Source organism: Paenibacillus amylolyticus, from assembly GCF_047302515.1.
GTDB lineage: Bacteria > Bacillota > Bacilli > Paenibacillales > Paenibacillaceae > Paenibacillus > Paenibacillus amylolyticus_G.
The window spans coordinates 2,316,638-2,329,747 of record NZ_CP168019.1; the positions used below are offsets into that span (position 1 = coordinate 2,316,638).

Below are 13,110 nucleotides of genomic sequence, written 5' to 3' on the forward strand. Positions count from 1 at the left end.
ATTTTTAGAATCATCAGTTCGATCCTGCCCTGCTTGTTGTCATATGAACACAATTTACAGCCACCTCCTCTTTATGTTACCGCTTACATTTATCTTACAGGTCTAAAAAAAGACAGACAATCTAAAAAATGTGACGTATTATATAAGATAATTGACTTTTTTAGGAAGGAGATGAAACGATGGTTCATACGGTTTCTTATGCTTTTCGTAATGATGATACATCAATCATGACACTGGACTCTATTGGATGGCAGATCGTTTCTAGCGAGGAATATCGTTGTCCAAGTGATGATAGACCAGACCCGGGGCATGTCGTTTTTCAATACACACTGAATGGTCAGGGTTATCTGGATATTGACAATCAAACGCTCCCTTTACCGAAGGGGCATGCCCTACTTGTCAAAATTGCAGGAGAACATTGCTATTACTATAAACAAGAGAACAACGAACCATGGGAATTTATATGGATCAACATTCGCGGGGATGAAGCCAATCGAATTTGGGATATGATGCATGATAATGAGGGACATGTCATTCGACGAAACGCAGACTCTCCCTTGATTCAAGAGTTATGGCAAATTATCCATTTGATTCATCAAGAGAAGGTTACGGACAAGTATCGCTTGTCCATGCAAGTCTATCGGTGGTTGCTGATCCTGGTACAGACGAGTCGGGATGCGGAGAAGGATATCGGTGCCCTATCCATAACAACGATTGAGAAATGTAAAAAGTTCATCCGAGAGAATTATGCATCTCCATTGACGTTGGATCTTCTAGCCAGCCATTGCGATATCAATAAACACTACTTGTGCAGGTTATTTCAGAAATCAGAGAAAACATCACCGCTAGCCTATCTCAAAGACAGACGGATTGAAGTTGCAATCCGACTACTCCGCACGACGGAACTTCCGATTTCCCAAATTGGTCAACAATGCGGTTTTGAGAGTCCCAGCTATTTCGGCAAAGTTTTCCGTCAATATATGTCCATGTCACCCAAAGAATATCGCTTGAATAAGTTAGAGTTTCCTTATGAGGCCATCTATTATGAATAGCTAAATTCGCTGTTTGCTAGTTGTCCTTGGATTGGGAACTTGCTCTTATACCAATACAATAAAAAAAAGCCGCTAGAATAGCGACTTTTAATGGAACTATGTTCTTTGTGTGCTTCGACAATCGCTGCACTTATTGAGCGGTGTATCCTCCATCTATGATCAGGCTATTTCCTGTCATATATGAAGAATCGTCGCTAGCTAGGAACAGAACGGCTTTGGCCATCTCTTCTGCTTGACCCAGACGTTTCATTGGTGTTGCCGCAGAAAGTGCTTGCTTGCTCTCTTCCGGGATAATCGGTGTATCGATAAAGCCTGGGCAAAGCGAGTTCACCCGAATATTCTGCTCAGCATACTCCAGCGCAAGCGAACGAGTCAGGTTTACAACGCCGCCTTTAGCTGCATTGTAGGCTGCTGAACCAGGCGAACCAACCCATCCGTACATGGAAGCCGTGTTGACGATTGTGCCTCCACCAATTTTGAGCATTTCGCGAATCGATTCACGAGCGACCAAAAATACGCCGTCCAGATCAACATTGACTGTATTGCGCCATTCGGCATAATCAAGCTCATGCGTCGGATGAACACGTCCGATTCCCGCATTGTTGAATACGATATCCACTTGACCAAATGCTTCTACGGTTTGTTTGAAAATCTCAGAAACCTCTTCTTCACTTGTTATGTTTGCTTTAATAAAGAGAGCTTCTGCTTTAAGCGCTTTCAGTTCCTGCTCAAACGCCTTGCCTTTTTCTTCATTCAGATCCACCAAGACCACTTTAGCTCCTTCGGAAACGAATAAGCGAGCTGTCGCTGCGCCAATCCCGGATGCTCCTCCTGTGATGACTGCAACTTTATCTTGAAGTTTGCCCATGAATAAATCCCCCAGTATAATATTTTGAATAGCGCCTATATAAATAGTGCTATATGATGTTTACAAAACTTATTTTATGCTTAAAATTGTAACATTCCAATCATTAAGATGTGACCAAGTGTCTACCTCGTAGACACTTTATAAAACTATGTCTATATTTATAGGAGTTTTTTTGAATGAATAATGAACTTATTGTGACATCTCAACATCGTAATCGAACCAAGGAGCACCTAAAAACTGCTCTGATTCAGCTCATTAAGAAAAAAGGATTCCATGGTGTTTCTGTCAAAGACATCGTTGATCAGGCGGGTTATAATCGCAGCACGTTTTATTTACACTACCAGGATAAATATATTCTCGCCGAAGAGTTGTTGATTTTGACACTCGAAGGATTGAGAGGCGCAGTAGGCAAACCTTATTGGCACGGTCAAAAGGTTTCAACAAACAAGCTGGATGCCGAATCTTTTCAAATCGTGGATTATATCTACGAGCACCGTGACTTCTTCGAACTGATTCAATACGATGATACGTTACCCGGTTTACATACAGGCTTTCCACAGACCATACTCAAAATCTATCAGGAGCAATTTGTCTTTGAGACGATCAACAACTCCCCAGTTAATATGGATTATTTCAAGTACTATACCGCCTACGGTTTTTTTGGACTATTAAACAATTGGATATTAAGCGGATATCGTGAATCACGTGAGGCATTTATCAAAAACGTGATTGAACTCACCAAAACGCATATTCACTCTTTTCATTATGTCGGTAATACGTTTGAATCATGATCTCAAGTAAGTTGATTTGAACATCACGATGAACGATATGTCTGCCTTAGATAACAGGCCAGTTGCAGATGGAGCAGATGCTCCTGATTACTCAGGGACATGCCCAGAATCTCTTCGATTTTATGAATACGCTGATACAAAGTATTGATATGAATATGAAGTGCTGCCGCAGCTTGGACCGCAGAACTTCCGCACGCCATATACGTCATGAGAGTTTCCTCTAGTCCGCCGGTCTGCCCTTTGGCAGGCCGAAGCGGCTCAAATATCTCTGCCATAAATGCATTTAAATCCTCAGCCGGTTGCCGGATAAACAACCGGTTAACACCAATATCCGTATATCGGATCGTCCCCTGTTCTCCTCTTGTCTTCTGGTATGCAAGCGCCTTGTCCGCTTCCTGGTATCCCGTATTAATGGCATCGACCCCAGACCGCACTGAACTTAATCCCCCCAACAATTTCACATGATTACGATGTTCCCACTCCGGCAGTAATGCGCTGAACTGTTGTTCCAGTTTGCCTGGCTTGTGCGACTCGTTTAGCATAAGCAGTACTGTAATTCGTCTTTCATTGCCAAACGCAATGGGCAGCGCTCCTGCTGGCATTTTCTCTCTTAGATAAGCTACCAATTGAACAGACAACGCGCTAAGCGTAGAAGGGTTGACCCACTCCGCAAACTCCAGCAGTCCCACCACGATGGAGGTTGAAGGAACGATTCCGATCTCCCCGGACTTCTGCCAATAATCCTCTGAATCCTGACTGAGCCTCAAGTCGTTGAAAAATTGCTGTGTTTTTTTAAAATAAAATTCGGCCAGAGACTGTTTGCGCATTAATTCCAGGGCCAAAATGGAGCTTCCCTGCTCCAGCGCAATTAACTGCAATGGTTCAAGCTTTGTGTTCATCTGGATAATAAGATAACCAAGGCACTGATTGGCTGAAGCAATCGGATATAGATATTGATACGATCGGTCGGCTACTCCCTCGATACACGTCAGATAATCCGGATGATGCAAGGATTCGTACAAGCTGCGAAGACTTTCTGCATTCCAGCCATTCATGATTTTGCTGCGTTTCGGAATCCATTCGTTGTCGATAAAATCCACAAAGGTCATCGATACGCCAATAACACGTGCCAGTTCGTTAACAATAGATACCGCGCCCTTATTTTGCAGCGAAAGCCGCATAAGCGAGGAGTGAATCTCATCCCGTTTCATGAGTGTCTCGTTCTGTTTGCTCAGATTCTCGTACAGTTTGGCATTGGTGATCGCAATCGAAACCTGATCTGCAAAGCTTTGCAGTAGCCTAACATCCGACTCCGTGAATAGCGGGACCCTTCCTTTTTGATAAACGATTAACACACAATCCGATTGGCCTTCTACCTTGATCGGCACCGAAATAATTGAACCTATATCTTGAAAATTATACGCCGAATTCAGATGATATTTGTTCTCCGATGTCATATTGCCAAAGTCGTCTTCTACTGTAGATAAGCCGTTGTAGAGCTTTGGTGTACCTCGCTTAAAGGTGTTCCCGATGATCCCTTCACCTGGCTTCAGTTTCATTCTCAGCATGCCTTCACCCATCTCCCCTGCTCTTGCCTTGACCGTCAACGCGTCGATCGCAGGGTCATATCTCCACAACACACCTATGCACTCATAAGGGATAACCGATAATGCACTTACCAAAATCCGTCCAAGCAACTCGTTCAGATCCAGAAGTTGAGTCACATCCCTGATACTGTTCATGATTTCATTCAAGGCTCGTTCATTCTTGCTTGCCACAGCTTCCGTATAGTATGGGTAAAGCAAAGACGACAGTGTAACTAAATCTTCCGCAGAAAACTCCCAATTCTTAAATACCCGGATAGCCACACATATATTGTTATTGTATGGAAGAAAAACTAACATATTTTCTTCTGATTCCCATTCTACTTTGGGATGTTGCAGTGGAAGCTGTTCCGCGAAACAAGGCGGTGTACTTTCTCTTCTGCCTATCGCTTCGATCAGTACCCAATCCGCCCAGTTACTGCTGATCCATACCTCATAATCGCAGTTCCCCAAGCGTTCTTGCATGATTTTATGTAAGATTCCATTCAATGCAGCCGCCTCCTGTCAATGTAGGTTTTCACATCATGATTCAGATAATTATACAGAGATATACATTGTCTTGAAACCCCTACATCATGTAACTTTAAAGCAACACAGAAATTTAGTTAACATTTGATGAGAAAGAAGGTAACGCGATGTCTAAAATCATGCACAGTAAACACTTCAAGTACATTGTTCTCACTCTCTTGTTTCTCGGCTGGTGTCTTGGCAACCTGGATCGTTTCGTCATCAACTATGCCATTGTAGGCATTACTCAGGATCTGGGCCTAGGTGCTTCTGCACAAGGAATTATCCTCAGCAGCTTTTTTCTCGGATATGCCATTATGCAAATTCCAGGCGGAGCACTCGCCGACCGTTTCGGTTATCGGAAAGTTATTCTCGTTTCCTTATTCTCCTGGTCTGTGTTCACTATTCTGACTGGTTCAGCCTGGTCGCTGTTCTCACTCATCTTTGTTCGTTTCCTGTTTGGGATCGGAGAAGGCAGCTTCTTCCCTTCCGGTTCCAAGGCGATTGCCACGAACTTTCCCATTAATCAACGCAGTGGAGCCATGTCCATTATGCTGTCATCCGCAGCCATTATGGGGGTAATTACTCCGATTCTAACCGGACATGCCCTTGTAACCATTGGCTGGCGCAACCTGTTCTATATCATTGGTGCGGTAGGGATCCTCATCACAGCCTTGATGTTCTTTTTATTAAAAGAACCCGCCAAGCCTGCACTTGCGACCTCCGGCTCGGCCCAACAACCCAAAACGTCACTGAAAACCGTCCTGAAGACGCCTATGATCTGGAATTTGTTCATCAGCTACTTCAGCATTTATGCAGTGAACTGGGGGCTTCAATCCTGGATGCCGACGTACATGGTCAATGTCCGGGGACTGGATATGACTCAAATGGGACTGCTCGCTGCCATTCCGGCTTTGGTTAGCATTTTCACCATGATTCTCAGCGGATATGTGCTTGACCGCATCCCGGCAGGCAAAGATCGAATGATCGCTTCCGTGTTCGGTGTACTTGTGGCCTTGTTCCTGTATCTGATGGGCTCCGCGGGCAGCATCACCACATTCATTACGTACATGACAATCGTTACGGCAATGGCCGGATTTATCTCAACACTGATCATTTCGAAGTCCCTTAAAACGATGCCCGAATCTGTCGTCGCAACAGCCAATGGATTCATTAACACAGGAGCTCAGCTTGCAGGTTTCCTGACTCCGATGCTGATCGGATTCCTGGTTGAAGCTTCCGGAGGATCTTATGCCACTGCCTTTATCATGCTGATCGCTTTCGCTCTGATCTGCTCCATTACCCTGATGTTCTCCCGTCGTTCGAATTCGGGTCAGGATAACACAACTGAGATGCAAGCAAAAGCGGTCTAAACACAAGAGTTTGCCGCCACATGTTACTTCGACATTTAGTTCATGTTCTATATGAAAATACAACCATTTTAACGAATAAAAGGAGCAAATAATTATGACTACAACTGTAGATTTGACTCAATTTATATCGGAAGCGATTGAGGGAAAACGCGATATGTTCACCAATGCCAGTGACCAAATCTGGGGATTTGCAGAGACCCGTTTCGATGAATTCCAATCAGCAGAGCTGCTTATGGGGATGCTGGAATCCGAAGGCTTCACGATTGAGAAAGGTGTGGCAGGATTGGAAACTGGGTTTATCGCTTCCTTTGGTTCGGGGTTGCCCGTCATTGCTCTATTGGGCGAATATGATGCCCTGGCTGATCTTAGCCAGGAAGCCGGAATCAGCACATATCAACCTGTTCAGCCGCGTGGAAACGGTCATGGATGCGGGCATAATCTTCTCGGCATCGGTGCATTAGCTGCCGCAGTTGCGGTCAAAGACTATCTTCAGGAACATCCGGAAACCCCAGGGACGGTGCGCTTTTACGGATGTCCCGCAGAGGAAAGTGGATATGGTAAAACGTATCTGGCTCGCGAAGGTTATTTTAAAGATGTAGATGCTGCTCTCTCCTGGCATCCTCATTCCTTAAATGCCGTTATGCATGGAAGCTCCAATGCTGTCATTCACGGTACATTTACCTTTAAAGGCATTAGTGCTCATGCTGCTGCCGCTCCTCACCTGGGACGTAGTGCTCTCGATGCAGTTGAGCTGATGAATATCGGTTCGAACTATATGCGTGAACATATGATTGATCAGGCCAGAATTCATTATGCGATCACGAACTCAGGCGGCTTGGCTCCCAATGTAGTGCAAGCGGAAGCCGAGGTCACTTATCTCGTTCGAGCTCCCAAGAGCGCACAGGTACGCAGTCTGTTTGAACGTCTGGTGAAAGTGGCCGAAGGGGCCGCCCTGATGACCGAAACAACGATGAACTTCAAATATGAAGGCGCCTGCACCAACCTGATTCCGAACAGTACGCTTGAAAAAATAATGCATCAACATCTCGTTGCCTTCGGTGCACCTCAGTATGAAGAGGATGAATACAATTATGCCAAAGCGATCTATGATACGTTGCCCCTGCAGAACCAACAGGAAGCTGGTACGTTAGTTGGCCCTGAACTTGCGCCTCTTTTGGCTGAACGACCACTTCCGAACTTTATAGCTCCGTATTCGGACGAGCGGGAAACGTTCATGGGTGGTTCAACCGATGTAGCAGATGTCAGCTGGAATGTGCCGACAGCGCAGTGTATCACGACCACGATGGCGTTTGGCACGCCGCTTCACGCATGGCAAACCGTTGCTCAGGGCAAGAGCAGCTTTGCTCACAAAGGCATGTTGCTTGCAGCCAAAGCGATGGCGGCTACGGCCATTGAGTCCATTTTACATCCAGAGATCGTCAAGGAAGCGCAGCAGGAATTACTGGACAGACTCGGTGGGGAAGCCTACGACTGTCTCGTTCCGGCAGATGTGCAACCTCCGAAACGGGGAGAATAAGACAGTGAGGTTCAAAGACGTATTTTCCATTATCGGTCCAGCCATGGTTGGACCTTCAAGCTCCCATACCGCTGGAGCAGCACGGATTGGACGGACGGCTAGACATCTGTTCGGGGAATGTCCTTCACATGCGGAGATCCTCATGTTTGGTTCTTTTGCCGCAACGTACAAAGGACATGGAACCGACACCGCCATTGTCGGCGGTCTGCTCGACATGGACACGGATGACCCGAGACTACCTGATGCATTTGCCCATGCAGACACTGCCGGTATGGAAACCATCATCCGTCCAGGGACAGGTCTGTACCCTCATCCGAACACGGCCGAGATTGTATTAACCAACGCTGCGGGAAATCGCATATTGAATATGGTAGGCACGTCGATCGGCGGAGGGAATATCGAAATCGTCCGGATCAACGGCTACAACCTCAAGTTGACGGCGCTCTACCCTACACTCATCATCCGTCATAGCGATGAACCGGGTGTCATTGCTGTCGTCACTCGGTTGCTCGTGGATAATCATATTAATATTGGACACATGTCCGTCGATCGAAAGAACCGACGCGGCGAAGCCATGATGGTACTGGAGTGTGATGGCAAGATGGATCCTGTCGTGGTCCGCCAGATTGAGGTGCTCCCGGAAGTCCATGATGTCACTCTACTCTGTCTATAGCTTAAATATCTGACTTCAGCTCTCTCAAAAAAAGGAGTTAACACCAATGAATTTCCGAACGTTAAAACAACTTGCTGAACTGGCGGAGACCCGTAACCTCACCCTTGGCCAGCTCATGCTGGAAGAGCAATGTCATGAGTCGGGCGAAGACAAGAACGTGGTCTTCAGCCAAATGCATGAGTATTATGAAATTATGAAAAGTGCGGTTCATCAAGGTCTTCACACCGATACAACTTCCAAAAGCGGCTTGACTGGAGGAGATGCTCGTAAGCTGATGGCCTACCGTACAGGTGGACAGTCCCTACTCGGCGATCATGCCAGTCTGTCGATGAGTTACGCCCTTGCAGTTTCTGAGGTCAACGCCTCGATGGGCCGAATTATTGCTACACCGACAGCGGGTTCCTGTGGCATTATTCCTGGGGTTTTTATCAGTAGCCAAGAGCGGTTTGGATGGACTGATGAACAGATGGTCTACGGCCTGTTTGCCTCTGGAGCCATTGGTTACGTCATTGCTAACAATTCGTTCATTTCTGGCGCGGAAGGCGGCTGTCAGGCGGAAGTGGGTTCTGCCATCGGGATGGCAGCCGGGGCTTTGGTGGATATCCGGGGTGGGTCCCCTTCTCAGTCTATCCACGCCGTTGGACTTGCTTTGAAAAACACACTGGGCCTGATCTGTGATCCGGTAGCTGGCTTGGTCGAGATACCTTGCATTGTGCGCAATGGCTTTGGCGCAATTACGGCTCTCGGAGCTGCCGATATGGCTCTAGCCGGAGTACGCAGCATCATCCCTTCGGATGAGGTTGTACAAGTCATGCTAGAGGTTGGATCAGCCATGCCTGAATCTCTTCGCGAAACAGCCGGTGGCGGCCTCGCCCAGACACCAACGGGACGCAAAATCACAAGGGATTTACAGCATAAATAAAAAAACGGGCATGTCATTTATACGAGAGGAATAAAATCCTCAAGATAAATGCATGCCTAATTAAAAATTAATTTAGATACAAGCCTAAGCGGTAAGTAATTGGACTATTTTCTTTTCTCTAGACGATTGAACATAGACTACTCTGTATAAATTAAATCATTATAATACGGGTCCCATTCTCCAGTTACAAATCTAGCAATGACTGCTTTTTCTAAACTAACAGGTGACCAAGACTCCAGTTCGGAGGCAACTTCAATCTGTGAAGCACTGGGAGTTTCAGTCACAATATCACCCTTATGATCTACCAATGTATATCCATCTTCAGTTTCCTCTTTGTACATGGGAAATGTCATCCTAGGTATTGGAGCATTACCAATCACTTTCCAGATACCATCTTCAATCCTGGAGTTTACAGTCTGTATTAAGAAAATGATTGGTTTGGAAGTGATCTCACTTACTGTTGGGTGTTCCATTGATATCAAATCAAATACAATCATACAATCTGATATTCTTCCTTCAGAAACAACTTGTCCATAACAATCCAAATCCTGATTTAGTTTTATTGAGAAGACATCTCCTATCTTCACCGAAACTCTTTTTTTCATTATTTTATCCTTTACTATTTCTTTTTTATTCGACCTAGTCTTCTAAGTGGAAGTTTTAACAGCGTATTAATTATTCAGGGTTGCAGAATACTTTTCAGTACCTGCTTTATTAATTAAAGCAACTTCAAAATCAGATACCCATGTAAGTTCACCTAGATGTTCAGCATAGGCAAATTCATCTGGTTGTTCTGATATGACCTTCTCTACAAGTACTTGCGTACCATCACGTTGTAAAATAGATAGGAATATATCCATGCTATCTACATTATGATGACATATGACTCTAGCATTGTACTTCTTATTAGGGCTCTTTACATCCTTTTTCCAAGTCCATTCATTTACATAATCTAACTCCTCTATTTGCAAAGCTATCTCCCTAAATGGATCAATATCCCAATTATTACGTAGAGCAAGTTTCTCTATGCCTTCCATTAGCAGGCGAAGCGTAGCCTTTTTTTTCTCCAACTCATTTTTTCCACTAAAGTCATTCAAACTAAATTGGATCGGTACCGAACACACACCAGAATCGTTAACAATACGTTCATCCGTAATGTTTTCTACACACTCTATTAGGACTTTCCAACAATCTTTCGTTTTGTATTTCCCCAACAGACGTTCATACATCGCTGTAATACAGCGAGTTTCCAAACTAAAAGAGCGTCTTTTCCATTTCCAATTCAACGCATAATCTAATTTTGTTGCTTCGTTGTACTCACATTTTTGTTTTTTCATTATAGATTCAATATTTTCATCATCTACAATATACGGTAAATCCAAATTGAGTTCTTTTAGATACATCTGGTTCTCTCCTTAGATTACTCCCGATGGTTAGTGCATTATTAACTTCTTTCCAAACTTGAAGCCCAATTTTTAAAGCAATTAAGCATTTCTTCTAAATTTTTTGCTCCCCCTGCACTGTGAAACACTCCATCTCTCACGATACAGTAGAACCAATCTTCTTCATTTCTCTCTTCTTCAATCGAATCAAATGGCACATCTTCTAAATAGGTATCCGTCAAATCGATTTCGACAGACCAACCAGGATTATCCACCGTATCAATTCGCACACCGTATAAATGCTCCCAATCACCGTCACAGTTTTCATAATACCAGCTTTGAATCCATTTTAGGATATCCATCATCGTGACCTCTTTTTTTGTTTTTTCTACTCTAGGGACTTATTATTTAAAGGAATTCTCATGCCATGTTGCATACTTTTTTCGTATGAATTACCTTTTAGTAATAATTTGCTTTTTTTACGTAGGGTATACTTAAAAACAAGGGGAAAACTTTATTTCAAATCAAGGAGGTCATTATGAAAAAAATAATATTGTTTATCTTCATTAGTATGATTATACTTTCGGGCTGTTCTAACAAGGATGAGAAAGAGAATTATCCAGTTTTCGAGGGCACTGTAGTATTTAAAACAGATGAAAATGACAAGTACAAATTTCTTGTTCTTCAAAATGTAAGTAAGGAAGACCTGGAGAATGGAAATCTTGAGGATTTTATAGAATTAGCACAAGACCAGGATGGTTCGTATTATTTGGTCAATAGAGAAACATATAAAACAATTGAGGTAGGGCAAAGAGTAAGAATTACTACTGGCTTTGACCAACTAGAACCCTCGCCACCCATTAGAACCGTTGTGAGTATTGAAAAAATCAATGATTAAAACTTATTAAATATGAACTATTTTAAGTTATGTATCATTCTCTCATTCGAAATATATTTCCCCAAATGATAAAAAGACCTTAACGTTTTAAAGCAAAAGTAAGGTCTCTTTATCATTTTAATTTCAAGATCAGAGTTGAATCACGTGCAGTTAAATCCGACCACCCGGTTCTCTCCTTTTATTACGCGATAAACCCTCCCGAAATTCAGGCAAATCAATACTAAGGCTTTTGAGGTTTTTTAATCATCTCTACGCCGTCAAAGGTAAGGCTATCAATATCCGCATCCTTTTTCAACATATATTCATCAAAGAACGCCTTTGTATAAGAAGTGATAATGTTGCGCTGTTCCATCGCGTCCCGGGTTCCTCTGGATGCTTTATCCGTAGTTGTAAACAAGGAATCGGAGAAGTCACCATGGACTACATTATCAATAATGGCAAAGTAGGTGTCCTTGCTGTTGGATTCAAGAAGAAATGCATTCGTATTATAGGCAAGTACAGTGCTGAGCTGCATGAAGGGTTTCTTAAAATCACTATCCAAGGCACCTAACATATTACCGTCAAGGTTTACAGCGCCGACAAATCGGTCATCGTCACGGCTAACAATTGCCGCTGTCGTTCCTCCAAAAGAATGTCCGAACACACCCATACCGAGATCAAGCTGCAATCTGCCTTTAAACATAGATTCCATGTCACCTGTATTCATTTTGTACAAGTTATCTGCAACATATCGAATATCCTCGCTCTGTAAAACGGCATAGTTAGCAAACTTGACTGCTTCAGGCGCGGAAGTTAATTTGCGAGCAATCTCAATAGCTTCTTCTTCCTCAAGCTTCTCTGTCACAATTTCAGGTGGTGTTAGGGTGGCCGCCTCCATTCCGTATTTCGTTACTTCGTCCATAAATTTCTCTGACATACCAACCGTTCGTCCATCTTTAAGTTTGTACACACCACTTTCGGCATGGCCGATGGATACCACAATATAGCCGGCGCTTGCCAGGTCTTGAGCGAATAAAGTGCCTTGCTGTGGGTAAGCGCCTGCGCCATGAACAAAGAATAAAACCGGATATTGTTTTTCCTTTTCAGACAAGGCCAGATCGTCGTAAGACCACGTCTTGAAATTGGAATCAAAAAGCTGCTCACCACCCGCCGTGCCCCCTAATCTAACCAAAAGCTCATCCCTCAGTGAATGAAACTCCGGAAATGCATACTCTGCCGTCGGCTTGCCCTCATTGCTGTCGGACGGATAGAAAAATAATGCTGTCAGTTCTCTTTCTGAATGGTCTGATGCTGTGTACTTGAAGTCCATCTGTGTACGCCCGACCGTATAACTTCCCAACGGTTTCGGAAACTCATTCTGATCGGAAGCGACTTTATTTTCAGGTTTCGGAATTTCCTCCTGTTTGGAAGTACCGATACTAGTGCTACTGCAGGCGGATAGCATGGTCAGTGAGAGAACAGTTGCCAGAATCGTTGTCAGTCTTTTTTTCATCATTTTTCCTC

General features: G+C 44.0%; 13 protein-coding genes. 7 read left to right on the forward strand and 6 right to left on the reverse strand.

Features of this window, described 5'->3' with window-relative positions:
* Nucleotides 1–179 precede the first annotated feature (179 nt).
* Nucleotides 180–1,052 (forward strand): helix-turn-helix transcriptional regulator, encoded by an 873-nt coding sequence (locus ACDJ59_RS09940; RefSeq protein ID WP_047843149.1) that lies wholly within the window; start codon nucleotides 180–182, stop codon nucleotides 1,050–1,052.
* Between the two features lie 130 nt (nucleotides 1,053–1,182).
* On the opposite strand, the gene ACDJ59_RS09945 is transcribed toward ACDJ59_RS09940, so the two are convergent.
* Nucleotides 1,183–1,920: an SDR family NAD(P)-dependent oxidoreductase gene (locus ACDJ59_RS09945; RefSeq protein WP_076210575.1), complete on the reverse strand. Its 738-nt coding sequence runs from the start codon at nucleotides 1,918–1,920 to the stop codon at nucleotides 1,183–1,185.
* 176 nt (nucleotides 1,921–2,096) lie between these two features.
* Here ACDJ59_RS09945 and ACDJ59_RS09950 point away from each other — a divergent pair, with 176 nt between their 5' ends.
* A complete protein-coding gene (locus ACDJ59_RS09950; RefSeq protein ID WP_413408666.1) occupies nucleotides 2,097–2,711 on the forward strand; it encodes a TetR/AcrR family transcriptional regulator in 615 nt (204 codons plus the stop codon).
* A gap of 23 nt (nucleotides 2,712–2,734) precedes the next feature.
* Here the strand turns inward: ACDJ59_RS09950 and ACDJ59_RS09955 are convergent, their stop codons facing one another.
* The gene (locus ACDJ59_RS09955) at nucleotides 2,735–4,804 is read right to left on the reverse strand and encodes a helix-turn-helix domain-containing protein (RefSeq protein ID WP_413408667.1); all 2,070 of its coding nucleotides are present in this window, start codon (nucleotides 4,802–4,804) and stop codon (nucleotides 2,735–2,737) included.
* Nucleotides 4,805–4,950: 146 nt separating this feature from the next.
* Between ACDJ59_RS09955 and ACDJ59_RS09960 the strand changes: the two genes are divergently transcribed.
* From ACDJ59_RS09960 to sdaAA, 4 genes are all read left to right on the forward strand, one after another.
* Nucleotides 4,951–6,195, forward strand: coding sequence for an MFS transporter (locus ACDJ59_RS09960; protein ID WP_413408668.1), 1,245 nt, complete (start codon nucleotides 4,951–4,953; stop codon nucleotides 6,193–6,195).
* A 94-nt stretch (nucleotides 6,196–6,289) separates the two neighbouring features.
* Nucleotides 6,290–7,732, forward strand: a complete 1,443-nt coding sequence (locus ACDJ59_RS09965) for a M20 family metallopeptidase (RefSeq protein ID WP_413408669.1) — start codon at nucleotides 6,290–6,292, stop codon at nucleotides 7,730–7,732.
* A 4-nt stretch (nucleotides 7,733–7,736) separates the two neighbouring features.
* On the forward strand, nucleotides 7,737–8,405 hold the full coding sequence (gene sdaAB / locus ACDJ59_RS09970) for an L-serine ammonia-lyase, iron-sulfur-dependent subunit beta (RefSeq protein ID WP_413408670.1): 669 nt from the start codon (nucleotides 7,737–7,739) through the stop codon (nucleotides 8,403–8,405).
* Between the two features lie 46 nt (nucleotides 8,406–8,451).
* Nucleotides 8,452–9,327, forward strand: a complete 876-nt coding sequence (sdaAA, locus tag ACDJ59_RS09975; RefSeq protein ID WP_413408672.1) for an L-serine ammonia-lyase, iron-sulfur-dependent, subunit alpha — start codon at nucleotides 8,452–8,454, stop codon at nucleotides 9,325–9,327.
* 137 nt (nucleotides 9,328–9,464) lie between these two features.
* Here sdaAA and ACDJ59_RS09980 read toward each other — a convergent pair whose 3' ends face one another.
* The 3 genes from ACDJ59_RS09980 to ACDJ59_RS09990 form a co-directional block, all read right to left on the reverse strand.
* On the reverse strand, nucleotides 9,465–9,932 hold the full coding sequence (locus tag ACDJ59_RS09980; protein WP_413408673.1) for an Imm26 family immunity protein: 468 nt from the start codon (nucleotides 9,930–9,932) through the stop codon (nucleotides 9,465–9,467).
* 66 nt (nucleotides 9,933–9,998) lie between these two features.
* Complete coding sequence (locus ACDJ59_RS09985) at nucleotides 9,999–10,730, reverse strand: hypothetical protein (RefSeq protein WP_413408674.1); 732 nt, start codon at nucleotides 10,728–10,730, stop codon at nucleotides 9,999–10,001.
* Between the two features lie 41 nt (nucleotides 10,731–10,771).
* A complete protein-coding gene (locus ACDJ59_RS09990; RefSeq protein ID WP_413408675.1) occupies nucleotides 10,772–11,074 on the reverse strand; it encodes an immunity 53 family protein in 303 nt (100 codons plus the stop codon).
* A gap of 173 nt (nucleotides 11,075–11,247) precedes the next feature.
* Between ACDJ59_RS09990 and ACDJ59_RS09995 the strand changes: the two genes are divergently transcribed.
* Nucleotides 11,248–11,607, forward strand: coding sequence for a DUF3221 domain-containing protein (locus tag ACDJ59_RS09995; protein WP_413408676.1), 360 nt, complete (start codon nucleotides 11,248–11,250; stop codon nucleotides 11,605–11,607).
* 220 nt (nucleotides 11,608–11,827) lie between these two features.
* Here ACDJ59_RS09995 and ACDJ59_RS10000 read toward each other — a convergent pair whose 3' ends face one another.
* The gene (locus tag ACDJ59_RS10000) at nucleotides 11,828–13,102 is read right to left on the reverse strand and encodes a choline esterase (RefSeq protein ID WP_413408677.1); all 1,275 of its coding nucleotides are present in this window, start codon (nucleotides 13,100–13,102) and stop codon (nucleotides 11,828–11,830) included.
* Nucleotides 13,103–13,110 lie beyond the last annotated feature (8 nt).

Excerpts from the sequence above, each read along its gene's own strand:
- ACDJ59_RS10000 (WP_413408677.1), bottom strand. The coding sequence starts at position 13,102 with ATGATGAAAAAAAGACTGACAACGATTCTGGCAACTGTTCTCTCACTG.
- ACDJ59_RS09965 (WP_413408669.1), top strand. The coding sequence starts at position 6,290 with ATGACTACAACTGTAGATTTGACTCAATTTATATCGGAAGCGATTGAG.
- sdaAA (WP_413408672.1), top strand. The coding sequence starts at position 8,452 with ATGAATTTCCGAACGTTAAAACAACTTGCTGAACTGGCGGAGACCCGT.
- ACDJ59_RS09945 (WP_076210575.1), bottom strand. The coding sequence starts at position 1,920 with ATGGGCAAACTTCAAGATAAAGTTGCAGTCATCACAGGAGGAGCATCC.
- ACDJ59_RS09995 (WP_413408676.1), top strand. The coding sequence starts at position 11,248 with ATGAAAAAAATAATATTGTTTATCTTCATTAGTATGATTATACTTTCG.
- ACDJ59_RS09950 (WP_413408666.1), top strand. The coding sequence starts at position 2,097 with ATGAATAATGAACTTATTGTGACATCTCAACATCGTAATCGAACCAAG.
- ACDJ59_RS09985 (WP_413408674.1), bottom strand. The coding sequence starts at position 10,730 with ATGTATCTAAAAGAACTCAATTTGGATTTACCGTATATTGTAGATGAT.
- ACDJ59_RS09990 (WP_413408675.1), bottom strand. The coding sequence starts at position 11,074 with ATGATGGATATCCTAAAATGGATTCAAAGCTGGTATTATGAAAACTGT.
- ACDJ59_RS09940 (WP_047843149.1), top strand. The coding sequence starts at position 180 with ATGGTTCATACGGTTTCTTATGCTTTTCGTAATGATGATACATCAATC.
- ACDJ59_RS09980 (WP_413408673.1), bottom strand. The coding sequence starts at position 9,932 with ATGAAAAAAAGAGTTTCGGTGAAGATAGGAGATGTCTTCTCAATAAAA.
- ACDJ59_RS09960 (WP_413408668.1), top strand. The coding sequence starts at position 4,951 with ATGTCTAAAATCATGCACAGTAAACACTTCAAGTACATTGTTCTCACT.